Origin of the sequence: Panacagrimonas perspica (genome assembly GCF_004364935.1) — a bacterium.
GTDB lineage: Bacteria > Pseudomonadota > Gammaproteobacteria > Nevskiales > Nevskiaceae > Panacagrimonas > Panacagrimonas perspica.
This window is the reverse complement of the sequence record NZ_SOBT01000010.1, coordinates 559,415-582,254: the sequence shown is the minus strand read 5'-3', so window position 1 is coordinate 582,254 and position 22,840 is coordinate 559,415. Positions and strand designations below refer to the sequence as shown.

Here is a 22,840-nt window from a genome sequence, read left to right as displayed (position 1 = left end):
GTCCTCCTCTTTGCCTTTCTTCGCGCCTTTGCGGTGAAAACCCAACTACTTCAGGCAAGTCATGGAAATCGAACTCAACGAAACCCAGCGCGAGATCGAGACCTCGGTCCGCAAGATCACGCAGCAGTTCACCGACGACTACTGGCACGAGTGCGACGAGAACTCGCGCTTCCCGGAGGAGTTCTACCGCGCGATGGCGGATGCCGGCTGGCTGGGCATCACGATGCCGGAGGAACTCGGTGGTGCGGGCCTGGGCGTCACCGAGGCCGCGATCATGATGCACACGGTGGCCAGCGGCGGCGGCGGCCAGGCGGCCGCATCGAGCATCCACATCAACCTGTTCGGGCCGCACGCGATCGTCGTGCACGGATCGCCCGAGCAGAAGAAGCGCTGGCTCACGCCGCTGATCAAGGGTGAGGAGAAGGCCTGCTTCGGTGTCACTGAGCCCGACGCGGGTCTGGACACGACGAGCATCAAGACGTTCGCGAAGAAGGTCGACGGTGGCTACCGCATCACGGGACGCAAGATGTGGACGTCCACGGGGCAGGAGGCGCACAAGATCGTGATCCTGGCGCGCACTACGCCCAAGAGCGAGTGCAAGCGCCCCACCGACGGCATGACCTTGTTCTACTCGGATCTCGATCGCACGAAGATCGAGGTGCGCCGCATCAAGAAGCTCGGCCGCAACGCGGTGGACTCCAATGCGACGTTCATCGACGACTACTTCGTGCCGGAATCGGACCGCATCGGCGACGAGGGCAGGGGCTTCTATTACCTGCTCGACTCGCTGAATCCGGAGCGCGTGCTGGTCGGCATCGAGGCCATCGGCATCGGTCGCGACGCGCTGAACCGCGCCGCCAAGTATGCGCGTGATCGCGTCGTGTTCGGCCGCCCCATCGGCAAGAACCAGGGCATCCAGCATCCGCTGGCCGAAGCCTGGTGCAGCCTCGAGGCCGCGTACTGGATGTGCATGCGCGCCGCGTACCTGTACGACAAGGGCTTGCCCTGCGGTGCGGAAGCCAACGCGGCCAAGTTCCTGTCCGGCCGTGCGAGCTTCGATGCGACGACCAAGGCCGTGCTCACGCATGGCGGCATGGGTTACGCGCGCGAGTTCCAGGTGGAGCGCCTGTTCCGCGAATCGATGCTGCCGCGCATCGCGCCGGTGACGGAACAGATGATCCTGAACTTCATCGCGGAGAAGGTGCTGGATCTGCCGAAGTCATATTGACGTAGCCCGGGTGAAACCCGGGATTGCGTTCGCTCGGAGAGAAAAGGATCCCGGGTTCCACCCGGGCTACGGCGCGGCGTCGCAACTCCGCACAAGTTTGCGAATCGTCGCGGCGTTATAGATGGATGAGAGAAGGCCCGGATCGCATCCGGGCCATCACAAGAATTCGAGGAGCCGACATGATCAAGCCGGAAGACGCCGAGTATCACTTCAAGCCCGATTCCCACTGGCAGTGGGTCGAGACCATCGCGCTGCCGTTCCACGTGCCCGAGGCTTCGCTCAACGGGATCATCTATGTGGTGACGCGGCCGATGCTCGGCGTTTGTGCCTGCGACATCTCGCTGCACGACCGCCTGACGGACCTCTGGGAAGAGCAGCTCTACATCGACAACCAGCAGCACCTGCCCTGCCCGAAGTCGCTGCTGAACTTCACGCTGCCCAACGGGCTGACGATCGAGGCCACGGATCCGTCGCGCCGCTATCGCGCCAAGTACGAAGGCATCGACGAGACGCGCTTCGATCTGGACTTCGTCGCGCTGCACGACCCGTTCGATCTCAACGATCCTGAAATGGACCCGATGGCCGCCAAGCGCCAGAGCGGTGCCTGGGATTCGTCGTGGTCGGGACATTACGACGTCACGTATCGCGTCACCGGCGAGCTGGTCGCGCGCGGCAAGCGCTACAAGATCGACTGCGTCGACACCGGTGACCGCAGCTGGGGGCCGCGCCCGGAGCGCGACAATTCGTCGGTGATCTGGTGGCACGCCAGCTTTGGCGAGGACCTCACCGTGCACCTGTTCAAGGCGCACAATCTGGCCAGGACCAACGAGATGGGCGCGCACATCAGCGGCTACGTCTCGGAGCGCGACAAGGTGTACGGCATCGTGTCGTCGCGCGGCACCCAGGAATACCGCAAGGCCGTGCCGCTGGGCGGCGAGATCGAGGTCACCGACACGCGCGGCAAGACCTTCCTGATGACGTACTCGGCGATCAACTCCTGCTACTGGGCGCCGTATCCGTCGAACACCTATCTGCAGTCGTATTTCCGCGCCAATCACAACGGCAAGATCGGTTACGGCGTGCAACAGCTCGGCCTGAGCCGCGCGTACCTGACGCGCAACCGCGACGCGATCCGCGCGCGCAACTGAGGTAACGGCAAGTCCTGTGAGGAGCGGCGGACGGCGCGGCGGAACTCGCGACCGTCTCCCGCTCCGCGTCATCGACGGCGTCGCACGACGCGCACACCGCCGCTTATATTGCGATCCACCGAGGGACTGCGGAGATCGCCGATGCAGCGCGTGCCGTTCAATCTGCTGGACGATGCGTTTCACAACATCGAGCGTCGCCACGAGCCGTGGAGCATCCACTTCGAACTCGCGTTCGCCGGGCGCATCGACGCGACGCGCCTGGGTGAATCGCTGCGCTACGCCCTGTCGCGCCATCCGGTCGCGCGTGCGCGCATCGAGCGCTACCACTCGGGATCGGTGCGCTACTGGTGGGAGATTCCGGAGAGCCCGGACCAGATTCCGCTGACGGTCGTCACGGCATCGTCGGACGCCGACGTGGCGCGTGCCCGCGATTCGCTGGTCAGCCTGCAGGTGCCCACCACGGTGTCGCCCGCGTTCCTGATGTATCTGGTCAAGACGCCGGCGGGCGACCGGATGATGATCAACCTCAGCCACGTGATCGCCGACGGCATGTCGACGTTCCGCATCCTGAGTTCGGCGATCCGGCACTACGCCGGCGTTGCCGACCCGGTGCCCGCGTTCGACCCGCTCGGCGTGCGCGATCTCAAGGCCCTGGCGGGTACCAAGTCGCTGCCCGAGCTGGGGCGGCGGCTGAAGCTGCTGTTCGAGCATCTGGCCACCTCCGCGCGTTCGCCGGCCCGCCTCGCGCCGCGGCACGAGACCGAGGACGGAGGCGATCGCGCCGGATACGGATGCCTGCTGCTGACGCTCGACGCCGACGAGACCCGGACGCTGATGGCCCGGCGCGTGAAGCCGGCGACCGTCAACGACCTGGTGCTGGCCGGCATGCTCGTCGCCACGGCGCACTGGAACGAACAGCGGGGCCGCAAGGCGGGGCGGGTCACCTCGATGATGCCGATGAACCTGCGGCCGGCGGAGTGGTGGTTCGAAGTCGTCGGCAACTACTCGTCGTACGTGAGCATCAACCTGCCGGCCAAGGAGCAGCACGACCTCGCGGCCGCGACCGCGTTCGTCAGCGAGCAGACCCAGCGGCTCAAGGAAGCAGGGGCGTCCGGCATCCTGATCGACGTGCTCGATGTGCCCAAGCTGTTGCCGGCGATGCTCAAGTCGCGGCTGCGCGACATCACGCCGACCTTGGGCCGCAACCTCGTCGACACCACCTGGGTCACCAACCTGGGCCGGCTCGCGGACCTGCCGCCGATGGGCGAGGCCGGACCCGTCACGGACATCGCGTTCAGCCCACCGGCGCCCGAGCCGATGGGTATCACGATCGGGGTCGCGTCGCTGGCGGACCGGATGTACCTGACGCTGCGTTACCGCAAGTCCGTGCTCGATGCCCCGGCGGCGGCCGCGTTCGGCGAGCTGCTGAAACAGACCTTGCTGGCCTGATCCCCCGTTAGAGGGAATAGCCCGTCCCCGCATGAATTCGGGGGCGGGCGTGTGCGAGGCTTGCGCTCCGCGGACGCTTGCGTCTGCACAGCCATGACCTGATTTCCCTGCGAGGAGTGTTCCCCATGTCGGAGTCGTCCCCGAGTTTCATCCTGTACGAAATGGCCGCCCCGCATGTGGCGCGCATCACGCTGAACCGTCCCGCGCAGGCCAACTCGCAGGACACGCGCGTGCTCTATCAGCTCAACGAAGCCTTCGATCGCGCGGCGCACGACGAAGACGTGAAGGTGATCATCCTCGCGGCCAACGGAAAGCATTTCTCGGCGGGGCATGACCTGCTGGAGAAGGACTACGCGAAGAACATGAGCGAGTTCCGCACCGTGTTCCCGGTGTGCGGATTCGGATGCGGCGGCGGCGCGGGACAGATGGCGCGCGAAGAAGAGATCTACCTGGGATTCTCCGAACGCTGGCGCAACATCCCGAAGCCTACGATCGCCGCCGTGCAGGGCAAGTGCATCGCCGGTGGACTGATGCTGGTATGGCCCTGCGACATCATCATCGCCAGCGAGGATGCGACGTTCAGCGACATGACCGTCACCATCGGCGTCGGCGGCGTGGAGTTCTTCCAGCACGTCTGGGAACTGGGCGCACGCAAGGCCAAGGAGATGCTGTACACCAGCGACGAATTTACGGCCCAGCAGGCGCAGGACTGGGGCATGGTCAACCAGGTCGTGCCGCGTGACGGGCTGGCGCAAGCCGCACTCGACATGGCGACGAAGATCGCGCGCAAGCCGGCCTTCGCGCTCAAGCTCGCGAAGAAGGCGATCAACGGATCGGTCGATGCGCAGGGCCGCGAGATCGCGATGCAGAACGCCTTCCATCTGCACCAGCTCGCGCACACGCACAACCTCAAGATGTTCGACCAGCTCATCGATCCGTCGGGACTTCCGCCGGCGATGCCCAAGGGAACGAAGGTGGGCGGCGCCTAAGGGGGCGGGTTCTTCGCTGCTCATCGCGAGCAGGCTTGGCGAAGGATCGTGCGCGCCTTCCCGTCCCGGGATGGCGCGCAGAACACGCTCAGTCCTTGGTCCAGGGCATCTCGGGCTGCGCCTCCGCCTCGTACTGACGCCGCCCTCCGCCATCCGCGCCCGGTGCCTGCTGCGTCGTGCGAACACCCGGCAGCAGCTCTTCCCGCAGGTAGCGCCCCCAGTAGTCCACGCCCGTGGCGAGGATCTCCGCGGCCCGGCTCTCGCCTTCTGGCGACAGCGACAGGCAGGTCTCGCCGTCCTGCTCGTCGATGACGAGCATATGTTCGGAGCAGAGCATGGCGATGGCGGTGACCAGGTCGGAACGACGCAATCGGGTGTCGGCCCAGAACTTCTCGAGCCGCGAAAGCCACATCACGTCGCCCTGCGCGAGCCCTCTGCGCGCGAACAGCTCGAGCACCGTGTTCTTGATGTCGACGTCGGTAATCATATCGGCTACCCCGTCCAGCAGTGTTGGTGGACTAGCTTCCGAGAAGCGGCCCGAGCATCGCACGTTCGGCCGCGAAGCAGAGGGATTACGGCTCCCGCGGCCGGCTGGATGCTTTCCGTGAAATCCCGGGTCGACGGCCTCCTCCTCAGCGCAGCTTGATCAGCTTCTTGCCCTTGTTGCGGCCCGAGTAGACGTCGACCAGCGCCTGCGGCGCATCCGCGATCTGGGTGCCGATATCCTCGGCGTAGCGCAGCAAACCGTCGCGGGCCATGGCCGCGAGCTTCGCCGCGGTTTCGTCGTAGCGCTTGAGGTGATCGAAGATCACGAAGCCTTCGATGCGCAGGCGGCGCGTCAGGATTTCGCGATCGTTGCGCGGCCCGACCGGGTTCGGAACCCAGGAGGCGATCGACATGGTGCCGCACTGGATCGCGCGGCCGAACAAGGCCATCTGGCGGATCACGGTGTCGGCGATCTCGCCGCCGGTGTTGTCGAAGAACACGTCGACGCCCTTGGGGCAGGTTTCGCGCAGCGCTCCTTCGAGCGGCTTGCGGTAATTGATGAAGGCCGCGTAGCCGTATTCCTCGCAGCACTGGCGGCCCTTGTCGTCGGAGCCGACGACCGCGACCGCGCGAGCGCCCGCCAGCTTCGCGAGCTGACCGACGATGCTGCCGACCGCGCCCGCCGCCGCGGTGACGAGCACCGTCTCTCCGGGCTTGGGTTTGCCGATGTCGTGCAGCGCCAGGTACGCGGTCAGGCCGTTGATGCCGAGCAGGCCCGCACCGGTCGACAGCGGCGCCTGCGCCGGGTCGACGCGTCGCAGGATGCCGGCGGGTGTCGCCGCGCAGTAGTCCTGCCAGCCGAACCAGCCGTACAGGAACTCCCCCTGGCGCACGTCGGCGCACTTCGACGCCACGACTTTGCCCACGGCCATGGCGCGCATGACGGCGCCGATCGGAACCGGCGGTGCGTAGTTGTTCTCGTCGTTGACGTAGCCGCGCTGGGCCGGGTCCACCGACAGGTAATGGTTCTCGACGAGGAATTCGCCGTCCTTCAGCGCAGGCGCCTCGGAGACTTTCAGCTCGAAATGTTCGGGCTGCGGAATCCCGACGGGACGGGACTTCAGGACGATCTGGCGGTTCTGCATGTGGCGTTCCCAGGAGCTGCGTGGACGCCGGCCGCGAGCAGCCAGTAGGCGGTTCGCGCGGCCGGTCGGGCGATAAGATACGGTACCATACGAATACCCGTTCGAGGGGGGCGTCCGCGCCCCCTCGGTGTACACACTGCGGGCCACCAGACTCAGGACCTCATCGATATGCAAAAGGCCACCGGCATCACTTCCTTCGGCGCCTTCATCCCGCGCCGTCGACTGCAACGCGCCGCCATCGCGAGTGCGCACGCCTGGGCATTTCCGGCGCTCAAGGGCCTGGGCAAGGGCGAGCGTTCGATGTGCGGATGGGACGAGGACGCCATCACGATGGCCGTCGAAGCCGGGCGCGACTGCCTGCGCGGGCGATCCGCCGAAGCGGTCACCGGCGTGACCCTGGCGAGCACCTCGGCACCTTATGCGGATCTCAACAACGCCGTGTTCGTGGGCGCCGCGCTGCGCCTGCCGACGACGGCCAGCGCCGGCGACACCGGCGGCTCGACGCGCGCCGGCCTGTCCGCGCTGATCGCCGCGTGCCGCAGCGCCGATTCCGGCGAGCGCCTGGTGATCGCCTCCGAGCGTCGCACCGCCAAGCCCGGCAGCACCCAGGAAATGCAGATCGGTTGCGGCGCGGGCGCCGTGTCGGTCGGCGCGGGCGACGGCGTCATCGCGCGTTTTCTCGGCAGCGAATCGGTGTCGGTTCCGTTCATCGATCACTTCCGCAAGACCGGCAACGACTTCGACTATTCCTGGGAAGAACGCTGGATCCGCGACGAGGGCATCGGGAAGATCGTTCCTTCCGCGGTGAGCCGCCTGCTCAAGCGCCTCGAGCTCGGCGCCGATCGGGTCGCGCACTTCGGCATGTCGGGCGGTCCCGCCAAGAGCGATGCGGCGGTGGCCAAGGCGCTGAAGCTGGCGCCGGAAAAAGTGTTGCCGGACCTTCAGGGCACCGTGGGTGATACCGGTGCCGCGCAGCCGATCCTGCAACTGATCGCGGCGATCGAGCGCGCCAAGCCGGGCGATGTGATCGTCATCGTCTCGTTCGCGCAGGGTTGCGAAGTGATCGCGCTGGAAATGCAGCAGGCGGCACCGGCGGCCGTGGGCCGTCGCGGCCTGGCCGGCAGCATCGCCAACCGTATCGAGGAGACCGCGTATCTGAAGATGCTGTCGAACGACGGCCATCTCGAACTCGACTGGGGCATGCGCGCGGAGACCGATCACAAGACGGCGCTCACGCAGGTGTATCGAAGCGCGGACCAGATCTTCGCGTTCATCGGTGGCAAGTGCAGCGCCTGCGGCCAGATCCAGTTCCCGCGCCTGCCGGCCTGCGTCAACTGCGCCACGTCCGGCGCGCTGACGCCGTACGCGCTCTCCGAAGAGCCGGCGAAGATCGCGACCTATACCGCGGACTGGCTGATGTATTCGCCGGCCCCGCCGCTGTACATGGGCCTCGTGCAGTTCGATTGCGGCGCGCGCCTGCTGATGGAGATCGTCGACGTAGGGACCAACGGCATCGACGTCGGCACGCCGCTCTCGATGACCTTCCGCAAGAAGGAGCGCGACAAGTTGCGTGGGTGGGATCGCTATTTTTGGAAGGCCACGCCGGGCTGAGCGGGCGCGCGATATCAGGCGATTTCACCGCAAAGGCGCAAAGGGAAAAGAAAGGACGCAGAGAAAAGCGAAAGCAAGAATTGAAAGGCCTTCATCGGTAACAAGGTTGAACAGAACATACCTTTGCGCCCTTTCTTTTCCCTTTGCGCCTTTGCGGTAAATACGTTTCGGCGCCGAGCGTCGATCGAAGATTGAGGAACTGAACATGGCAACCGGAATCAAGGACAAGGTCGCAATTCTTGGCATGGGGTGCTCGCGATTCGGCGAGCGCTGGGACTGCGGCACCGAGGACCTGCTCAACGAGGCGTTTCTGGAAGCCTTGAAGGACGCGGGCATCGAGCGCAAGCAGATCGAGGCGGCGTGGTACGGCTCGGGCGTGGATCGCGTGAACGTCGGCAACTCGGCGATCCCGCTGTCGACGGCGCTGCGCCTCGAGGGCATCCCGGTCACGCGCGTGGAGAACATGTGCGCCACCGGCACCGAGGCCTTGCGCGGCGCGGTGTACGCGGTGGCCAGCGGCGCGGTCGACATCGCGCTCGCCATCGGCGCCGAGAAGCTCAAGGACACCGGCTACGGTGGCCTGCCGGTCAGCAGCAAGGGCACGTTCAACGATCTGTGGATGCCGTACGGCTCGGCGCCGGCTGGGTTCGCGCAGCTCGCGGCGGGCTATCGCGCCAAGTACGGCGTGTCCAAGGAAGACCTGAAGAAGGCCATCGGTCGCGTGTCTTGGAAGAGCCACCAGAACGGCGCGAAGAATCCGAAGGCGCACCTGCAGAAGGCTGTCGAGATGGAGACCATCCTCAACGCGCCGATGATCGCCGAGCCGCTGGGCGTGTTCGACTGCTGCGGTGTCAGCGACGGCGCGGCCTGCGCCATCGTCACGACGCCGGCGATCGCGCGCGCGCTGGGCCGGAAGGATCTGGTCACGGTCAAGGCGCTCGCGCTGTCCGCGAGCGCCGGGCGCGAGCAGGGCACCAACCAGTGGGACGGCTCGTACGTGCAGAACACGCGCAACGCCGCGAAGGCCGCCTACAAGGAAGCCGGCATCACCGATCCGCGCGCGCAGCTGTCGGCGCTCGAGGTGCACGACTGCTTCTCGATCACCGAGTTGGTGACGATGGAGGACCTGGGCGTGTCGAAGGACGGCGAGGCCTGGAAGGACGTCATGAACGGCGTGTTCGATGCCGACGGCATCATTCCCTGCCAGATCGACGGCGGCCTGAAGTGCTTCGGTCATCCGATCGGCGCCAGTGGTTTGCGCATGGTCTACGAGCACTACCTGCAGCTCACCGGCCGCGCCGGTCCGCGACAGCTCAAGAACCCGAAGCTGGGCCTGAGCCACAACCTCGGCGGCGTGCCGTACAACGGCGTGTGCGGGATCAGCATCGTCGGCCTCGAAGGCGCGTAACCCGTAGCCCGGACGAAGTCCGGGGTTTTCCTCGTGATCGGGCGGGAATCCCGGACTTCGTCCGGGCTACGCGTTCGAGCCAGCTCGAGAACGTGGAGCTGGCGTCTGCGGCATCAACACCGTCGGCCTGGAAAGCGTAATCCGTAGCCCGGACGAAGTCCGGGGGTTCCCTCGCAAATCGAACGGGGATCCCGGGCTTCGCCCGGGCTACTCGGCAGCCCAGCCATGAGTGCAAATCCTCTATCGCGCCGCTTCTTCGGCCGGTGATATTGTCTGCCTTGGCAGCTAATGCCGAGGCAGGCTATGGCACGGGCGAAGCATTACCAGGCATCCACGTACAAGGCGCGCACCAGCGTCGGGTATCTCGTGAAGCGCGCGCAGACCGCGATGGTCAACGGCATCGAGCCGGCGTTTGCGGAGCACGGATTCAACCTGATGCAGTGGATCGTGCTGATCTACCTGCGCGACGGCATCGCGCTCAACGCCAAGGACATCTGCGCCGAGTTCCAATACAACAGCGGCGCGCTGACGCGCGTGATCGACCAGCTCGAAGAGCGCGGCTACATCGAACGCCGTCGTTCGCGCAATGATCGGCGCTCGGTCGAACTGCACCTGACGGACAGCGGGCGCGAACTGGTGAAGTCACTGGTGCCGGTCGTCGTCGACCGTCTCAACCAGGCGCTGTCGGACTTCACGCGCGCCGAGGTGAGTGAACTCACGCGCCTGCTCAACAAGCTGATCGCCGGCTCACAGTCGATGGCCTCTGCCGGAGAAGCAGCATGAACTTCCGACTCGGGGCGCTGCTGATCGCCACGACGCTGTCCGCGTGCGTCACCCCGCCATCCGATCTGCCGAAGGGCACACCGCTGGAAGCGGGCACGCTGGGACTCGGCGGCGCGCCGGTCCATCCGGTGCCGGACCAGTGGTGGAAGGCCTACGGCGATCCGCAGCTCGATCGCCTCGTCGAACGCGCGCTGGATCGCAATCCGGGTCTCGCGCAGGCGATGTCGCGGCTGGACGACGCCAACGCGAGGCTGGGCGTGGCGCGCGCACCGCGGCTGCCGAAAGTCACGCTCGACGGTACCGAGCTGCGTGAACAGCTGAGCGAGCGCGACATCATTCCGCCGCCTTACGGCGGGCAGTGGATCTGGCGCGGCGAAGTCGGGCTGAACCTGAGCTGGGATCTCGACTTCTGGGGCCGTCAGACCGCGCTGATCGACTCCGCCGACCTGCGTTCGCAGGCGTCCCGGCTCGACATCGAGACTGCACGCCTGGTGCTCGCCGGATCGCTCGCGCGCTCGTACCTGCAGCTCGATCACGCATACCGGCTGGCCGATCTGGCGCAGCAGGCCGAACTGCAGCGCACGCAGCTCGAAAAACTGACGCGCCGGCGGGTCGAGGCGGGCCTGGACACGCAGGTGGACCTGCGCGACGCGCAGGCCGCGGTGCCCTTGTCGCGCATCGACGCGAGCGATGCACAGGCTTCCGTCGAGCGCGCGGTTCACGCGCTGGCGGCGCTGACCTCCGATGGCGCCGACGCCTATGCCGGCATCAGCCGGCCGCAGGTGGCGTTGCAGACGCAGGTGGCGCTGCCCACGGAACTGCCGGCCAACCTGCTGGCGCGCCGTCCCGACGTGATCGCCGCGCGCCTGCGCGTCGAGGCAGCGGATGCACAGCGCCTGGCGGCGAAGGCCGCGTTCTATCCGGACGTGGATCTCACCGCGTTCGCAGGCTTCGGCGCCATCGGCCTCGACAACCTGCTGGTCGGTGACGCCGCGCAGATGGGCTTCGGCCCGCGCTTCCATCTGCCGGTGTTCGACGCCAAGCGACTGAAGGCCGAATACCACGAGGCCAACGCGGACATCGACGCGGCGATCGCCATCTACAACGCCACCGTGCTGCAGGCCGTGCAACAGGTGGCGGATCGCCTGACCGACATCCGCGCCGCGACGCGCGAGCTCGCCGAGCAGCAGACGTCGCTCGAGCACGCGGAAGCCGGATACGGACTCGCCGAGAAGCGATACCGCGCGGGTCTCGCCAACCGGCTGGTCGTGCTCAACGCCGAGACGCGGGTGCTCGACGCGCGCCGCCATCGGATCGATCTCATCGACGCGATGGCGCAGTCGCGCGTGGCCTTGCTGCTCGCGCTCGGCGGCAGCTTCGATCCCGCTGCCACGGCTTCATCTTCTTCTTTCGTTCCGATTGCCGCCGCCACGACGGCGCAGGTGACTCCATGACCGCTGATCAGGCTTCCTCGGTGCGCAAGCGCGGATTGCTCGGGCTGTTCGCCGTCGTGGTGATCGGCAGCATCGCGACGGCTGCGTGGTGGTACTGGCACGGGCGCATGTTCGAGGAAACCGACGACGCCTACGTGGCCGGCGACATCGTGCAGGTCACCAGCGAAGTCGCGGGCACCGTCGTTGGCGTGCACGTCAACGACACGCAGTCGGTGAAGCGTGGCGACCTGCTGGTCGAGCTCGACCGGGCCGACGCCAAGGTGGCGCTGGCTGCGGCCGAGGCCGAACTGGCGCGTGCGGTGCGCAGCGCCCGCGCGCTGTTCGCACAGGACGGACAGGTCGAAGCGGAAATCGCGGAGCGCGCCGCCGCGATCGCGCAGGCCGAGCGGGATCTCAAGCGCCGCCTCGCGCTCGAAGCCGACGGCGCCGTATCCGGCGAAGAACTCAGCCACGCGCGCGACGCCGTCACGCAGCTTCGTGCGGCGCTGGCCGCGGCACAGGGTCAGCAGCGCCAGGTGCAGGCGCAGACCGCCGACACCACGGTGCAGACGCATCCGCAGGTGCTCGCCGCCGAGACCGCCGTTCACAACGCGGCGCTCGCATTGAAGCGCACGCGACTGCTCGCGCCGGTGGACGGGGTCGTCGCCAAGCGTGCGGTGCAGATCGGGCAGCATGTGGCGCAGGGGGCACCGCTGATGGCGGTGGTGCCGCTGTCGGAGGTCTGGGTCGACGCCAACTTCAAGGAAGTGCAGTTGCAGTCGATGCGCATCGGGCAGCCCGTCACCTTGTCGGCCGACACCTATACCGGCGACGTCGAATTCCACGGCCATGTCGCCGGGCTCGGTGCGGGCAGCGGCTCGGCGTTCGCGCTGCTGCCGGCACAGAACGCGTCGGGCAACTGGATCAAGATCGTGCAGCGCGTGCCGGTGCGCATCGCGCTGGATCCGGCCGAGGTGCAGCGCCATCCGCTGCGCATCGGCCTGTCGATGGATGTCCGCGTGGACATCCACGACACCGCCGGCGCGCCGCTCGGCGCCGGCGTGCCCACGCCGCCAGTGGCGCGCGGGGCCGACAACGGCGATCCGGAGATCGACGCGCGCATCGCGCAGATCGTCGCGGCCAACGCCGGTGACGATGGCACGCGAGGCGGCCGGGCGGGTTCGTCCGCGCAATGAGCGAGGGCAAGGCCCAGATCGAACTGACACCGGGCCGGCGCACGCTGGCCTCGGTGGCGCTGGCCACGGGCACCTTCATGCAGGTGCTCGACACCACGATCGCCAATGTCTCGATCCCGACGATCGCCGGCAATCTCGGTGTCTCGGCCGACCAGGGCACCTGGGTCATCACCTCCTTCGCGGTGGCCAACGGCATCGGCCTGCCGCTCACCGGCTGGCTGATGGGACGCTACGGCGTGGTGCGCGTCTTCATCATCTCGGTGGTGCTGTTCACGATCGCCTCGCTGCTGTGCGGCATGGCCTGGAGCCTGCCGTCGCTGGTGGCCTTCCGCGTGCTGCAGGGCGCGGTGTCGGGGCCGATGATTCCGGGATCGCAGGCCTTGTTGCTGATGCTGTTCCCACCCGAGCGCAAGAGCGCGGCGCTGGGCCTGTGGTCGATGACGACGCTGATCGCGCCGGTCTGCGGGCCGCTGCTGGGCGGACTGATCTCCGACAACTGGACGTGGCCGTGGATCTTCCTGATCAACGGTCCAGTCGGCGCGTTCTGCGCGTTCACCTGCTGGCGGCTGCTGCGGCATGCAGACACGCCGACGCGCAAGGTGCCGGTCGATCGTATGGGCATCGTGCTGACGGTGATCTGGATCGGCGCGCTGCAGATCGTGCTCGACAAGGGCAAGGACCTGGACTGGTTCGGTTCGACGTTCATCGTCGTGCTGGCGCTGGTGGCTCTGGTGGGCTTCATTGCGTGGCTGATCTGGGAGCTCACGGACAAGCATCCGATCGTGGACCTGACCTTGTTCAAGAGCCGCAACTTCGCGCTGGGCTGTATCGCGATGACGGCGGTGTATGCGGCGTTCTACGGCAACCTCGTGCTGATGCCGCTGTGGTTGCAGACGCAGATGGGCTACACCGCGACCTGGGCCGGCCTGGTCACCGCGCCGGGCGGCCTGATTGCCATCGCGATCACGCCCTTCGCCAGCCGCTGGGTGGCCAAGGGCGACGCGCGCCACGTGGCGACGCTCGCGTACATCGCGTTCGCGGCGTCGTCGCTGATGCGCGCCAAGTTCAACACGCAGATCGGGCCGATGACCCTGCTGTTGCCGCAGCTCGTGCAGGGCGTTGCGCTGAGCACGTTCTTCATCGCGATGGTGACCTTGCTGCTGGACGGCATGCCGGCGCACCGCGTGCCGGCCGCGTCGGGCATGTCCAACTTCCTGCGCATCATCGGCGCGAGTTTCGGCACGTCGCTGACGACCACGTACTGGGATCGCCGCGAAGTCCTGCACCAGACGCGGCTCTCGGAAGCGACCAGCGTCTTCGATCCCGGATTGCAGCAGACGATCGGGCAGCTCCACGCCGCGGGTTTGAGCGAGCCTGCGGCGGTCGGGGTGATCACGCGTGAACTGATCGCGCAGTCCTACCTGCTCGCGGCGCTCGACCTGTTCTGGATTTCGGCCTGGCTGATCCTGGGCATGCTCGCGCTGGTGTGGATGCTGCCCAAGCCGCAAGGTGGGAAGGCGCCGGTGGTTGCCGCGGATTAAAGACCCGGGGTTTTCCTCGCCTACGCAGCGCAACCCCGGGTTTCACCCGGGCTACGGTCAGATCACGCTGTCGCGGCCGGCCCAGTACGGTGCCTTCACCAGGCGCTTGAGCAGCTTCCCGCTTTCGCTGCGCGGCAGGGTCTCCACGAAGTCGACCGTGCGCGGACACTTCAACGCGCTCAGGCGCCAGCGGCAGTACGCAATCAGTTCCGCGGCGAAGATCTCGGGGTGAGGAACCGGATACACCTTGGGCTGGATGACGGCCTTCACTTCTTCGCCGAACTCGGGATGCGGCACGCCGATCACCGCGGCGTCCGCGACACCGGGATGCGTTGCGAGCAGGTTCTCCGCTTCCTGCGGATAGATGTTCACGCCACCTGAAATGATCATGTGCGACTGTCGATCGGTGAGATACAGGTACCCGTCGTCGTCGAGATATCCGATATCGCCGAGCGTGCCCCAGCCCTGCGCGTCGATCGCATCGCGCGTCTTCGACGCGTCCTTGTGGTACTCGAAGCGATTGCCGTTGTGCATGTGGATCAGCCCCGGCGTGCCCGGTGGCTGTTCATCGCCCTGCGCGTCGAGGATGCGGATGCGGCAACCCGGCGCGGGCTTGCCGACGGATCCCTTGTGCGCGAGCCAGTCGTGCGAACCGATGAACGTGTGTCCGACCGACTCGGTGCCGGCGTACAGCTCTTCGATGACGGGACCGAGCCACTCGATCATCTGTTCCTTGACCGGAATCGGGCAGGGCGCGCCCAGATGTACGGCGCAGCGCAGGCTCGACAGGTCGTGACGTGCGCGCTCCGCGTCGTCGAGCTTGAGCATGCGGATGAACATCGTCGGCACGAACAGGCCGTGCGTTGCGCGAAACGTCTCGATGGCGCGCAGCACTGCCGCCGCATCGAACTTCCGGAACGAGACCACCGTGCCGCCGCAACGCAGGACGCAGACCATGAAGCGGCCGGGGCCCGCGTGGTACATCGGGCCCGGATTGATCAGTACGGTGTCGGCGTCGAAGCGGTACTGCTGCACCAGCAGGCCGTGACGTCGTGGCGGCACCTCGGGCGGATCGTCGGGTGTCACGGCGCGAACGCCCTTGGGGCGGCCGGTGGTGCCCGACGAATACAGCATCGATGGTCCGCGTCGTCGCCCTTTCAGTGCGACGGCGGATTCATGTTTCAGAAGTTCTTCGTGCGACCAGAATGGCGGCGCATCGATGCCGTCGAGCGCCAGAACCTGCAGCCGATCGCCGAAGCGCTGCGTCAGCGCACGCGCGATGCCCACGAGATGGGCCGAGGCGATCAGCAGCTTCGCGTCGCAGTTGTCGACGATGTAGGCCGCGTCGTCGACACTCGACTGGCTGGCGATGCAGACGTAGGTGATGCCGGAGTTCTTCGCCGCCCAGATCAGCTCCGGATAGCGGATGTGGTTTTCCAGCAGCAGCGCAAGGGTGTCGCCCTCGACCAGCCCGAGACGCGCGAAGAGCTGCGCCGCGCGATCCGCGCGCTCGACGAGTTCTCCATAGCTGATCGACTCGCCGGTATCGGCCAGGATCAGCGCGGGCTTCTCGGGATGCACCGCGGCGTGTGCACGCGGATGGGGAAGGGTCATCGGGAATTCCTCGCGATCGCCGGCAGGTTAGAACGCCGGCAGCGTTCGCGCGCGGATCCGCGGGGCAACGGCACGCGGGCCGGTGACATTCGATGCAGGTCCCCTGAAACGTCAAAGCCCCCGCGGGATGTGCTCCGCGGGGGCTTTGGGTGCGACGAACCTGTCGGCTGCTTACTTCGACAGACCCGGCAGCGCCGGCAGCAGGCCGTTGGGGCCCGTGACCGGGGCGGCCAGGCCGTTGATGACGGCGAAGCCCGGAATCGTCAGACCCGAAACCACGACGAACACCGGACCGGCGGCAGGAATGATGCTGCCGAGGATCTGGCCGCTGATCGCGGTGAGCGGATTCAGCAGGCCGCCGCTGAGGGCGAGCAGGCTGAAGTTCGCCGGAAGCGGGATCTGCTGACCTGCCGCATTGGCCTGCAGCGACGCACAAGCCAGCACGGCGCCGGCGAACAGTTTGAGAGTTTTCTTCATGTGATTTCCTCCTGGATGAATTGATAGACCGTCGTTTCCCCGATGGTCTGACGACACAACACGAAAAATACGGGATTCGGGTTGCACGCGCGAATCCCCCGAAAGAGGCTGATTTCAGCCGTGCATCGTCAAACCACCTGACACGCTGATCACCTGTCCGGTCATGAACGAGGCGTCATCACTGGCCAGGAACGCGACCAGGCCCGGGTAATCGGTGGGCTCGCCGATGCGGCCCAGCGGCACGCCGCGCACCATCGCGTCGCGAATTTTCTGGCCTTCTTCGCCGGTGCCGACGAACGCGTCCATCGCCGGCGTGTTGGTCGGGCCCGGGCACAGGCAGTTCAGCGTGACGTTCTTGCGCGACACCTCGCGTGCGAGCGCCTTGGAGAACGCGATCGTCGCGCCCTTGGTGCCCGAGTACACGACTTCGCCGGAAGAGCCCACGCGGCCCGCGTCCGAGGCGATGAAGATCACGCGGCCACCGCCACGCTGGACCATGCCCTGCACGACGGCATGGGTCATGTGCAGCGGACCCATGTAGTTGATGCTCACGACCTTCTGCCAGAAGTCCGGCGTGGTCTTCAGGAACGGGATGGGCTTGTCCCAGCCGGCGTTGTTGACCAGCGCCCAGGTCGGACCGATCTTCGATTCGATCTCGGCCACCGCGGCTTTCACGGCGTCGTAGTGGGTGATGTCGCAGATTCCGGCCTCGGCCTTGCCGCCCGCAGCCTTGATCTCGGCGACGGCCTTGGCGGCCGCCTCGGCGTTGATGTCGAGCACGCCGACGACCATGCCCTCCTCGGCCAGGCGCTTGGCGATGGCCAGGCCAATCCCGCTCGCCGCACCGGTGACTAGTGCCACTTTGTCTTTCAGTCCACGCAAGACGCTTTCTCCTGAGGGTTTGCCGCTTGATAAGAGGGGTGATGCAAAGTAGTATGGCCCCATACTACTATCGTGCGGCCTCGCCCGCAAAGGGCCCCCGTATCCCCCGGAGAAAGTCGGGGAAGGGCGGCCCACCCCTGGGTTAGTCTGACCGGACCGAACAACCGGTCCGGCCCGCAACGTCGCCGGACCATGGGAGTGCCTTGTGAGTGTAGAAAGCGCAGGCGGCCAGCCGGTCCCGAATGATGCCTACGTCGGCGGCAGCGGCTCACCGCTGCTCCTGCTGCATGGCATCGGGGGCAGCTGGCACATCTGGAAACCCGTGCTGAAGGGCCTCGAGGCGCGGCACCGCGTGTTCGCGCTGACCCTGCCCGGCCACTGCGAAGGCCCGGACTGCGCCATCGAAGGCGACGCCACCGTCGGCGGCCTCGCCGACCAGGTCATCCAGATGATGGCGGCCCGCGGGGTCACCTCCGCGCACGTCGCCGGCAATTCGCTCGGCGGCTGGCTGTCGATCGAACTGGCCCGTCGCGGCTTCGCCCGCTCGGTCACCGCGCTGTCGCCTGCGGGCGGCTGGTCCCACATCAGCTCGTTCGAACAGATCCGCAAGCGCTTCCGCCTGTTCTTCGCGCTGATGCCCTTCATCCTGTTCCTGGCCTCGCCGTTCCTGCGGTTCGCGGGCTTCCGCAAGCTGCTGGGCGCCGAGACGATGGAGCACGGCGACCGTATGCCGGCCGACGAATTCCGCTACTCGCTGCGCGCGATGGTGAAGACCCGCGCTTTCCTCGGCCTGCTGCGCACGATGGGACGTGACGGACCGGTCGGTGCGATCAGTCCGGCGCGCATCCCGATCCGGATCGCGTGGTCCGAGCACGACCGCGTCATCCCGTTCGAGAAGTTCGGCGTCCACATCATGAGCAGCATCGCCGGAGCCGAGAAGACGATCGTCACCGGTGCCGGCCACGTGCCGATGTACGACGAACCCGAACAGGTCGTCGCGCAGATCCTCGAGGTCACCACGCGGACCGAGCGCGAGGAGGCGGCAGCGGTTCACGGGTCGCTGGCAGCATGAAGCTCTCGGCCCTCAATCCGGTGGTCGCCGCCACGCTGATCCAGCGCAAGCAGGTCGCGCGCAACGTCGCCAAGACGCCACGCTTCCAGGACCAGTGCGCCAAGCTCGCGAAGCTGCTGCAGCGCACCCCCGAAGACGTCGTCGCCGAGGCGCGCAAGGGCCTCGAGGAAATCGTCACCGTGCAGAGCCCGGCGTTCGCGGCCGCGTTCGACTACGGCCTCGGGCCGATGCACACGAAGGCCTGGACCGTCGACGCCGACGAGGATGCGCTCGCCCGGCTCAAGGAGCTCAACAAGACCAACGCGCTGGTCTACCTGCCGACGCATCGCAGCTACGCGGATCCGTTCATCCTGTCGCGCTTGCTGCGCGACCATGGCATGAAGCGCAACCACATCCTGGGCGGCAACAACCTGGGCTTCTGGCCGCTGGGAACGATCATCCGTCGCGCCGGCGGCATCCTGATCCGTCGCAGCTTCCAGGACGACGAGGTCTACAAGCTGGTCGTGCGCGAATACCTCGCGTGGCTGGCCGCGCAGCGCCTGAATCTCGAGTGGTACATGGAAGGCGGCCGCAGCCGCACCGGAAAGCTGCGCCCGCCCAAGTACGGCCTGCTGAGCTATCTCGTCGCGGCCATCGAGAGCGGCGGCGCCGACGACATGCTGCTGGTCCCGGTCTCCACGACGTACGACCAGATGCACGAGATCGGCAAGATGGCCGCCGAGGAAGCGGGCGCGTCGAAGGCCAAGGAAAACCTGCTGTGGCTCGCGGGGTACGCGCGCACGCAGCAGAAGTGGATCGGCAACGCGTACGTGCGCTTCGGCGAGCCGCTGTCGCTGAAAGAGGCGCTGGCGCAGGCGGACAGCGAAGGCGGCGGCAAGTGGACCGTCGCCAAGATCGCGTTCGAGGTGTTCCAGCGCATCAACCGCTGCACGCCGGTCACCGCGCCCGCGCTCGTCACCTTTGCGCTGCTCGGTGTCACCGATCGCGCGCTGACGCTCGAAGAAGTGCACGACCAGGTGCAACCGCTGCTCGATTACGCCGCGGCGGCAGGCCTGCCGAGTTCGCATCTGGACGAGCTGCGCGGAACCGTCGGCGTGGAAGAGACGCTGCGCATGCTCGAAAAGAGCGGCGTCGTGAGCGGCTACGAAGGCGGCACGCAGGCCGTGTTCCGCATCGAGCCGGGCCAGCACTCGGTCGCGGCGTTCTACCGCAACAGCGCGATCCACTGGTTCGTGAACCGCGCCATCCTCGAAGTCGCACTGCTCGACGCCACGCGCGAGGACATCACCGGTCCGCTGGAACGCGCCTGGGCCTCGGCCTTCGCGTTGCGCGACCTGCTCAAGTTCGAATTCTTCTTCAGCGACAAGGCGACGTTCCGCGAGGAGCAGAAAGCCGAGTCACGCCTCATCGATCCGAAGTTCCGCCAGCGCGTGGCGATGGCCGCGGACCGGCGCGACATCCTGATGACGGTGCCGGTGCTGATCGCGCATCGCGTGCTCGCGCCGTTCCTGGAAGCGTACTACGTGGTCGCCGACCGGCTGGCCGCGCAACCCGTCGACAAGCCCGTCGACAAGAAGGCGCTTACCGAGGAGTGCGTGAAAGTGGGACGTCAGTACGTATTGCAGCGGCGCCTGCTCCATCCCGAGGCGGTGTCGCGCGAGATCTTCGGCAACGCGCTGGCACTGGCGTCCAACCGCGACCTGCTGAAGCCGGGTGCGCCGGACCTGGCCGAACGTCGTCGCGCATTCGCGCAGGAACTCGAAGTGGCGGTGCGCAGCGTCGCCGCGATCGAGGAGCTGGATCGCACGCGACGTGCGGCCGCGGCGGTCGCGCCATGAGCGCGCTCGACGAAGCGATCCAGCGTGTTCTCGATGGCCCCAAGGGGCCGAAGATCGGCGCGTTCTTCGACTACGACGGCACGTTGATCGACGGCTACTCGGCGGCCGCCTATTTCATCGACCGTATCCAGCGTCGCGAGATGGGCCGCAAGGAACTCATCGACACGCTCAAGCTCGCGCGCAAGAAGGATCTGACCGACGCCGAGTTCCACGAGGTCATCGGCAAGGGCATCCTCGACTGGGCCGGCCGCACCGAGGATGAAATGCGCGCGCTGTGGAAGCGCCTGTGGCTCGGCAAGGTTGGATCCACGCTGTTTCCCGAAGGCTGGAAGCTGGTGCGCGCGCACCAGAAGATGGGCCACACGGTTGCGATCGCGTCCTCCGCCACGGCCTACCAGATCGAGCCGCTTGCCGAGGAATACGGCATCGAGCACGTGATCGCCACGCCGGTGAAGATCCGCAACGGCAAGCTCACCGGCGGTCTTTCGGGCGCGCCGACCTGGGGACAGGGCAAGGCCGACGCGGTGATCGCGTTCTCCAGGACGCACAAGATCGATATCGCCAACAGCTACGGCTACGCCAACGGCAACGAGGACATCGCGTTCCTGAAGTCGGTCGGAAACGCCACCGCGGTGCAGCCCAAGGAGCTGCTCGAGAAGACCGCCAACGAATCCGGCTGGGCAGTGCTGCGCTTCGATCCGCGCAAGCGCGGACCGGCCAAGGCGATGGCGCGCACCGTCGGTGCGTACGGCGCGATGGGCCTGAGCTTCCTCGCGGGGCTGGGCATGCACCGCACGCACGGCAACGCGCGCAAGACCGTGGACTGGGTGACACAGGCGGCCGCCGACTCGGCCTTCGCGGTGCTCGGCGTCAAGCTCGACGTGGTCGGCGAGGAACACCTGTGGGCGCATCGTCCCTGCGTGTTCGCGCTCAATCACCAGAGCAAGTTCGACATGTTCGTGATGATGCAGCTCGTGCGCCGCGGCTTCACCGGCGTGGCCAAGGCCGAGGCGCGCAAGGTGCCGGGCTTCGGGCGCTTCATGGAAATGGCGGAGGTCGCGTTCCTCGATCGTAGCGATTCGGGCAAGGCGGTGGATGCGCTCAAGCCCGCGGTCGATCGCCTCAAGAGAGGCCTGTCGGTGTGCATCGCGCCCGAGGGCACGCGCTCCTGGACGCCCAAGCTCGGCGCATTCAAGAAGGGGCCGTTCCATCTGGCGATGCAGGCCGGCGTGCCGATCGTGCCGGTGGTGATCCGCAATGCCGGCGAGATCATGGGCCGCAACGATCAGACAATGCGATCGGGCGTCGTGCAGGTGGCGATCCTGCCGCCGGTCGACGTGTCCGGGTGGAAGCTGACCGAGCTCAACGAGCGCATCGCCGAGGTGCGCCAGATGTACGTGGACACGCTCGAGAACTGGCCGGAGAAAACTGCATGAGCCGCCCGATGCGCGTGACCGTGCTGGGCGCGGGCTCGTGGGGCACGACCGTTGCGTCGCTCGCGGCGCGCAATGCCGACACGTTGATCTGGGCGCGCCGTGCGAGCACCGTCGAGCAGATCAATCGCGAGCATCGCAACGAGGATTACCTGAAGGGCTTGGCGCTGCACAGGAAGCTGCGCGCGACGACGAGCCTCGAGGAGGCGCTGCGCGATTGCGACGTGCTGGTGATGGGCGTGCCCTCGCACAGCTTTCGCGCAACGCTCAAGCAGGTCGCGCCGCTGGTGCGTCCCTGGGTTCCGGTCATCAGTCTCGCCAAGGGCCTGGAGCAGGGCACGCAGCGACGCATGACGGAGATCATCCACGAGGAGTTGCCGGGTCATCCTGCCGGCCTGCTCGCCGGACCCAACATCGCGCGCGAAGTGCTTCAGGGCATGGCCGCCGCCGCGGTGGTCGCGATGCCGGATGAAACCATCGCCCGCGCGCTGCAGCCGCTGTTCTCCAGTTCGGTGTTTCGCGTCTACATCAACACCGACGTCATCGGATCCGAGCTGGGCGGCCCGCTGAAGAACGTCATCGCGATTTCCGCCGGCATGGGGCAGGGCCTCGGCGTGGGCGAGAACACGCGCGCGATGGTCATCACGCGTGGCCTCGCGGAAATCACGCGACTGGGCGTAGCGCTCGGCGGTCGCGCCGAAACCTTCTCCGGCCTCACCGGCCTGGGCGATCTGCTGACCACCTGCATGAGCCCGCTGTCGCGCAACCGCCAGGTCGGCGAACAGTACGCCGCCGGCAAGACCACGGCGGAGATCGTCGCGTCGATGAACATGGTCGCCGAGGGCATCAAGACCAGCAGCGTCGTCATGGAACTCGCCGGTACGTACGGCGTGGACATGCCGATCGCCCGCGAGGTCGCCGCGGTGGTGAAGGGCGAACACGGCGCGGTGCAGGCGTTTCGCGGTCTGCGTCGTCTGGCGGCGGGTGCGGAGCAGGAGTCGGGTTGAGGCGACCGTAGGGTGTGCAAAGCGAAGCGTGCGCACCATTCGCACTGTCCGGTGTGCACGCTTCGCTTTGCACACCGTACGAAATGGCAGCAGGAGGCGG

Annotated in this window: 19 protein-coding genes; 14 read left to right on the top strand and 5 right to left on the bottom strand. The window is 66.9% G+C overall.

The features are described from left to right. The first annotated feature begins 61 nt into the window (after nucleotides 1-61). The 4 genes from DFR24_RS19465 (at nucleotide 62) to DFR24_RS19450 (ending at nucleotide 4,814) form a co-directional block, all read left to right on the top strand. Nucleotides 62-1,228 carry an acyl-CoA dehydrogenase family protein gene (locus tag DFR24_RS19465; protein WP_133883070.1) on the top strand — a complete coding sequence of 389 codons (1,167 nt, stop codon included), beginning with the start codon at nucleotides 62-64 and terminating at the stop codon, nucleotides 1,226-1,228. A 179-nt stretch (nucleotides 1,229-1,407) separates the two neighbouring features. After that, nucleotides 1,408-2,376, top strand: a complete 969-nt coding sequence (locus DFR24_RS19460; RefSeq protein WP_133883069.1) for a DUF7064 domain-containing protein — start codon at nucleotides 1,408-1,410, stop codon at nucleotides 2,374-2,376. A 141-nt stretch (nucleotides 2,377-2,517) separates the two neighbouring features. Beyond that, nucleotides 2,518-3,825: a hypothetical protein gene (locus DFR24_RS19455; protein ID WP_133883068.1), complete on the top strand. Its 1,308-nt coding sequence runs from the start codon at nucleotides 2,518-2,520 to the stop codon at nucleotides 3,823-3,825. Between the two features lie 125 nt (nucleotides 3,826-3,950). After that, nucleotides 3,951-4,814: an enoyl-CoA hydratase gene (locus DFR24_RS19450; protein ID WP_133883067.1), complete on the top strand. Its 864-nt coding sequence runs from the start codon at nucleotides 3,951-3,953 to the stop codon at nucleotides 4,812-4,814. Between the two features lie 88 nt (nucleotides 4,815-4,902). Here the strand turns inward: DFR24_RS19450 and DFR24_RS19445 are convergent, their stop codons facing one another. After that, nucleotides 4,903-5,301: a hypothetical protein gene (locus DFR24_RS19445; protein ID WP_133883066.1), complete on the bottom strand. Its 399-nt coding sequence runs from the start codon at nucleotides 5,299-5,301 to the stop codon at nucleotides 4,903-4,905. A gap of 145 nt (nucleotides 5,302-5,446) precedes the next feature. After that, a complete protein-coding gene (locus DFR24_RS19440) occupies nucleotides 5,447-6,445 on the bottom strand; it encodes an NADP-dependent oxidoreductase (RefSeq protein ID WP_133883065.1) in 999 nt (332 codons plus the stop codon). A 168-nt stretch (nucleotides 6,446-6,613) separates the two neighbouring features. Between DFR24_RS19440 and DFR24_RS19435 the strand changes: the two genes are divergently transcribed. The 6 genes from DFR24_RS19435 (at nucleotide 6,614) to DFR24_RS19410 (ending at nucleotide 14,417) form a co-directional block, all read left to right on the top strand. Then, the gene (locus DFR24_RS19435; RefSeq protein ID WP_133883064.1) at nucleotides 6,614-8,056 is read left to right on the top strand and encodes a zinc ribbon domain-containing protein; all 1,443 of its coding nucleotides are present in this window, start codon (nucleotides 6,614-6,616) and stop codon (nucleotides 8,054-8,056) included. 205 nt (nucleotides 8,057-8,261) lie between these two features. Next, entirely contained in the window at nucleotides 8,262-9,464 is a 1,203-nt protein-coding gene (locus DFR24_RS19430) for an acetyl-CoA acetyltransferase (RefSeq protein WP_133883063.1), read from the top strand. A gap of 303 nt (nucleotides 9,465-9,767) precedes the next feature. After that, nucleotides 9,768-10,247, top strand: a complete 480-nt coding sequence (locus DFR24_RS19425) for a MarR family winged helix-turn-helix transcriptional regulator (RefSeq protein ID WP_133883062.1) — start codon at nucleotides 9,768-9,770, stop codon at nucleotides 10,245-10,247. After that, nucleotides 10,244-11,701 (top strand): efflux transporter outer membrane subunit, encoded by a 1,458-nt coding sequence (locus tag DFR24_RS19420; protein ID WP_133883061.1) that lies wholly within the window; start codon nucleotides 10,244-10,246, stop codon nucleotides 11,699-11,701. Before DFR24_RS19425 ends, DFR24_RS19420 begins: the two co-directional genes overlap by 4 nt. Continuing rightward, nucleotides 11,698-12,876 (top strand): HlyD family secretion protein, encoded by a 1,179-nt coding sequence (locus DFR24_RS19415; RefSeq protein ID WP_133883060.1) that lies wholly within the window; start codon nucleotides 11,698-11,700, stop codon nucleotides 12,874-12,876. The genes DFR24_RS19420 and DFR24_RS19415 overlap by 4 nt, the downstream gene beginning before the upstream one ends. Next, entirely contained in the window at nucleotides 12,873-14,417 is a 1,545-nt protein-coding gene (locus tag DFR24_RS19410; RefSeq protein WP_133883059.1) for a DHA2 family efflux MFS transporter permease subunit, read from the top strand. Before DFR24_RS19415 ends, DFR24_RS19410 begins: the two co-directional genes overlap by 4 nt. A gap of 57 nt (nucleotides 14,418-14,474) precedes the next feature. On the opposite strand, the gene DFR24_RS19405 is transcribed toward DFR24_RS19410, so the two are convergent. The 3 genes from DFR24_RS19405 to DFR24_RS19395 all read right to left on the bottom strand — a co-directional run bounded on the left by DFR24_RS19405 (nucleotide 14,475) and on the right by DFR24_RS19395 (nucleotide 17,390). Continuing rightward, nucleotides 14,475-16,031 (bottom strand): AMP-binding protein, encoded by a 1,557-nt coding sequence (locus DFR24_RS19405; RefSeq protein ID WP_133883058.1) that lies wholly within the window; start codon nucleotides 16,029-16,031, stop codon nucleotides 14,475-14,477. A 171-nt stretch (nucleotides 16,032-16,202) separates the two neighbouring features. Next, nucleotides 16,203-16,508 carry a hypothetical protein gene (locus DFR24_RS19400; RefSeq protein WP_133883057.1) on the bottom strand — a complete coding sequence of 102 codons (306 nt, stop codon included), beginning with the start codon at nucleotides 16,506-16,508 and terminating at the stop codon, nucleotides 16,203-16,205. Between the two features lie 114 nt (nucleotides 16,509-16,622). Beyond that, nucleotides 16,623-17,390 carry an SDR family NAD(P)-dependent oxidoreductase gene (locus tag DFR24_RS19395; RefSeq protein ID WP_133883056.1) on the bottom strand — a complete coding sequence of 256 codons (768 nt, stop codon included), beginning with the start codon at nucleotides 17,388-17,390 and terminating at the stop codon, nucleotides 16,623-16,625. Between the two features lie 205 nt (nucleotides 17,391-17,595). Here DFR24_RS19395 and DFR24_RS19390 point away from each other — a divergent pair, with 205 nt between their 5' ends. From DFR24_RS19390 to DFR24_RS19375, 4 genes are read left to right on the top strand one after another with little or no spacing between them, the layout of a single operon-like run. Next, nucleotides 17,596-18,462, top strand: coding sequence for an alpha/beta fold hydrolase (locus DFR24_RS19390; RefSeq protein ID WP_133883055.1), 867 nt, complete (start codon nucleotides 17,596-17,598; stop codon nucleotides 18,460-18,462). Then, complete coding sequence (locus DFR24_RS19385) at nucleotides 18,459-20,300, top strand: 1-acyl-sn-glycerol-3-phosphate acyltransferase (RefSeq protein ID WP_133883054.1); 1,842 nt, start codon at nucleotides 18,459-18,461, stop codon at nucleotides 20,298-20,300. The genes DFR24_RS19390 and DFR24_RS19385 overlap by 4 nt, the downstream gene beginning before the upstream one ends. Further along, nucleotides 20,297-21,736: an HAD-IB family hydrolase gene (locus tag DFR24_RS19380; protein WP_133883053.1), complete on the top strand. Its 1,440-nt coding sequence runs from the start codon at nucleotides 20,297-20,299 to the stop codon at nucleotides 21,734-21,736. Before DFR24_RS19385 ends, DFR24_RS19380 begins: the two co-directional genes overlap by 4 nt. After that, nucleotides 21,733-22,740, top strand: coding sequence for an NAD(P)H-dependent glycerol-3-phosphate dehydrogenase (locus DFR24_RS19375; protein ID WP_133883052.1), 1,008 nt, complete (start codon nucleotides 21,733-21,735; stop codon nucleotides 22,738-22,740). Before DFR24_RS19380 ends, DFR24_RS19375 begins: the two co-directional genes overlap by 4 nt. The last annotated feature ends 100 nt before the right edge of the window (nucleotides 22,741-22,840 follow it).

Coding starts and splice junctions, on each gene's coding strand:
- DFR24_RS19465 (WP_133883070.1), top strand. CDS start 62: ATGGAAATCGAACTCAACGAAACCCAGCGCGAGATCGAGACCTCGGTC.
- DFR24_RS19460 (WP_133883069.1), top strand. CDS start 1,408: ATGATCAAGCCGGAAGACGCCGAGTATCACTTCAAGCCCGATTCCCAC.
- DFR24_RS19455 (WP_133883068.1), top strand. CDS start 2,518: ATGCAGCGCGTGCCGTTCAATCTGCTGGACGATGCGTTTCACAACATC.
- DFR24_RS19450 (WP_133883067.1), top strand. CDS start 3,951: ATGTCGGAGTCGTCCCCGAGTTTCATCCTGTACGAAATGGCCGCCCCG.
- DFR24_RS19445 (WP_133883066.1), bottom strand. CDS start 5,301: ATGATTACCGACGTCGACATCAAGAACACGGTGCTCGAGCTGTTCGCG.
- DFR24_RS19440 (WP_133883065.1), bottom strand. CDS start 6,445: ATGCAGAACCGCCAGATCGTCCTGAAGTCCCGTCCCGTCGGGATTCCG.
- DFR24_RS19435 (WP_133883064.1), top strand. CDS start 6,614: ATGCAAAAGGCCACCGGCATCACTTCCTTCGGCGCCTTCATCCCGCGC.
- DFR24_RS19430 (WP_133883063.1), top strand. CDS start 8,262: ATGGCAACCGGAATCAAGGACAAGGTCGCAATTCTTGGCATGGGGTGC.
- DFR24_RS19425 (WP_133883062.1), top strand. CDS start 9,768: ATGGCACGGGCGAAGCATTACCAGGCATCCACGTACAAGGCGCGCACC.
- DFR24_RS19420 (WP_133883061.1), top strand. CDS start 10,244: ATGAACTTCCGACTCGGGGCGCTGCTGATCGCCACGACGCTGTCCGCG.
- DFR24_RS19415 (WP_133883060.1), top strand. CDS start 11,698: ATGACCGCTGATCAGGCTTCCTCGGTGCGCAAGCGCGGATTGCTCGGG.
- DFR24_RS19410 (WP_133883059.1), top strand. CDS start 12,873: ATGAGCGAGGGCAAGGCCCAGATCGAACTGACACCGGGCCGGCGCACG.
- DFR24_RS19405 (WP_133883058.1), bottom strand. CDS start 16,031: ATGACCCTTCCCCATCCGCGTGCACACGCCGCGGTGCATCCCGAGAAG.
- DFR24_RS19400 (WP_133883057.1), bottom strand. CDS start 16,508: ATGAAGAAAACTCTCAAACTGTTCGCCGGCGCCGTGCTGGCTTGTGCG.
- DFR24_RS19385 (WP_133883054.1), top strand. CDS start 18,459: ATGAAGCTCTCGGCCCTCAATCCGGTGGTCGCCGCCACGCTGATCCAG.
- DFR24_RS19380 (WP_133883053.1), top strand. CDS start 20,297: ATGAGCGCGCTCGACGAAGCGATCCAGCGTGTTCTCGATGGCCCCAAG.
- DFR24_RS19375 (WP_133883052.1), top strand. CDS start 21,733: ATGAGCCGCCCGATGCGCGTGACCGTGCTGGGCGCGGGCTCGTGGGGC.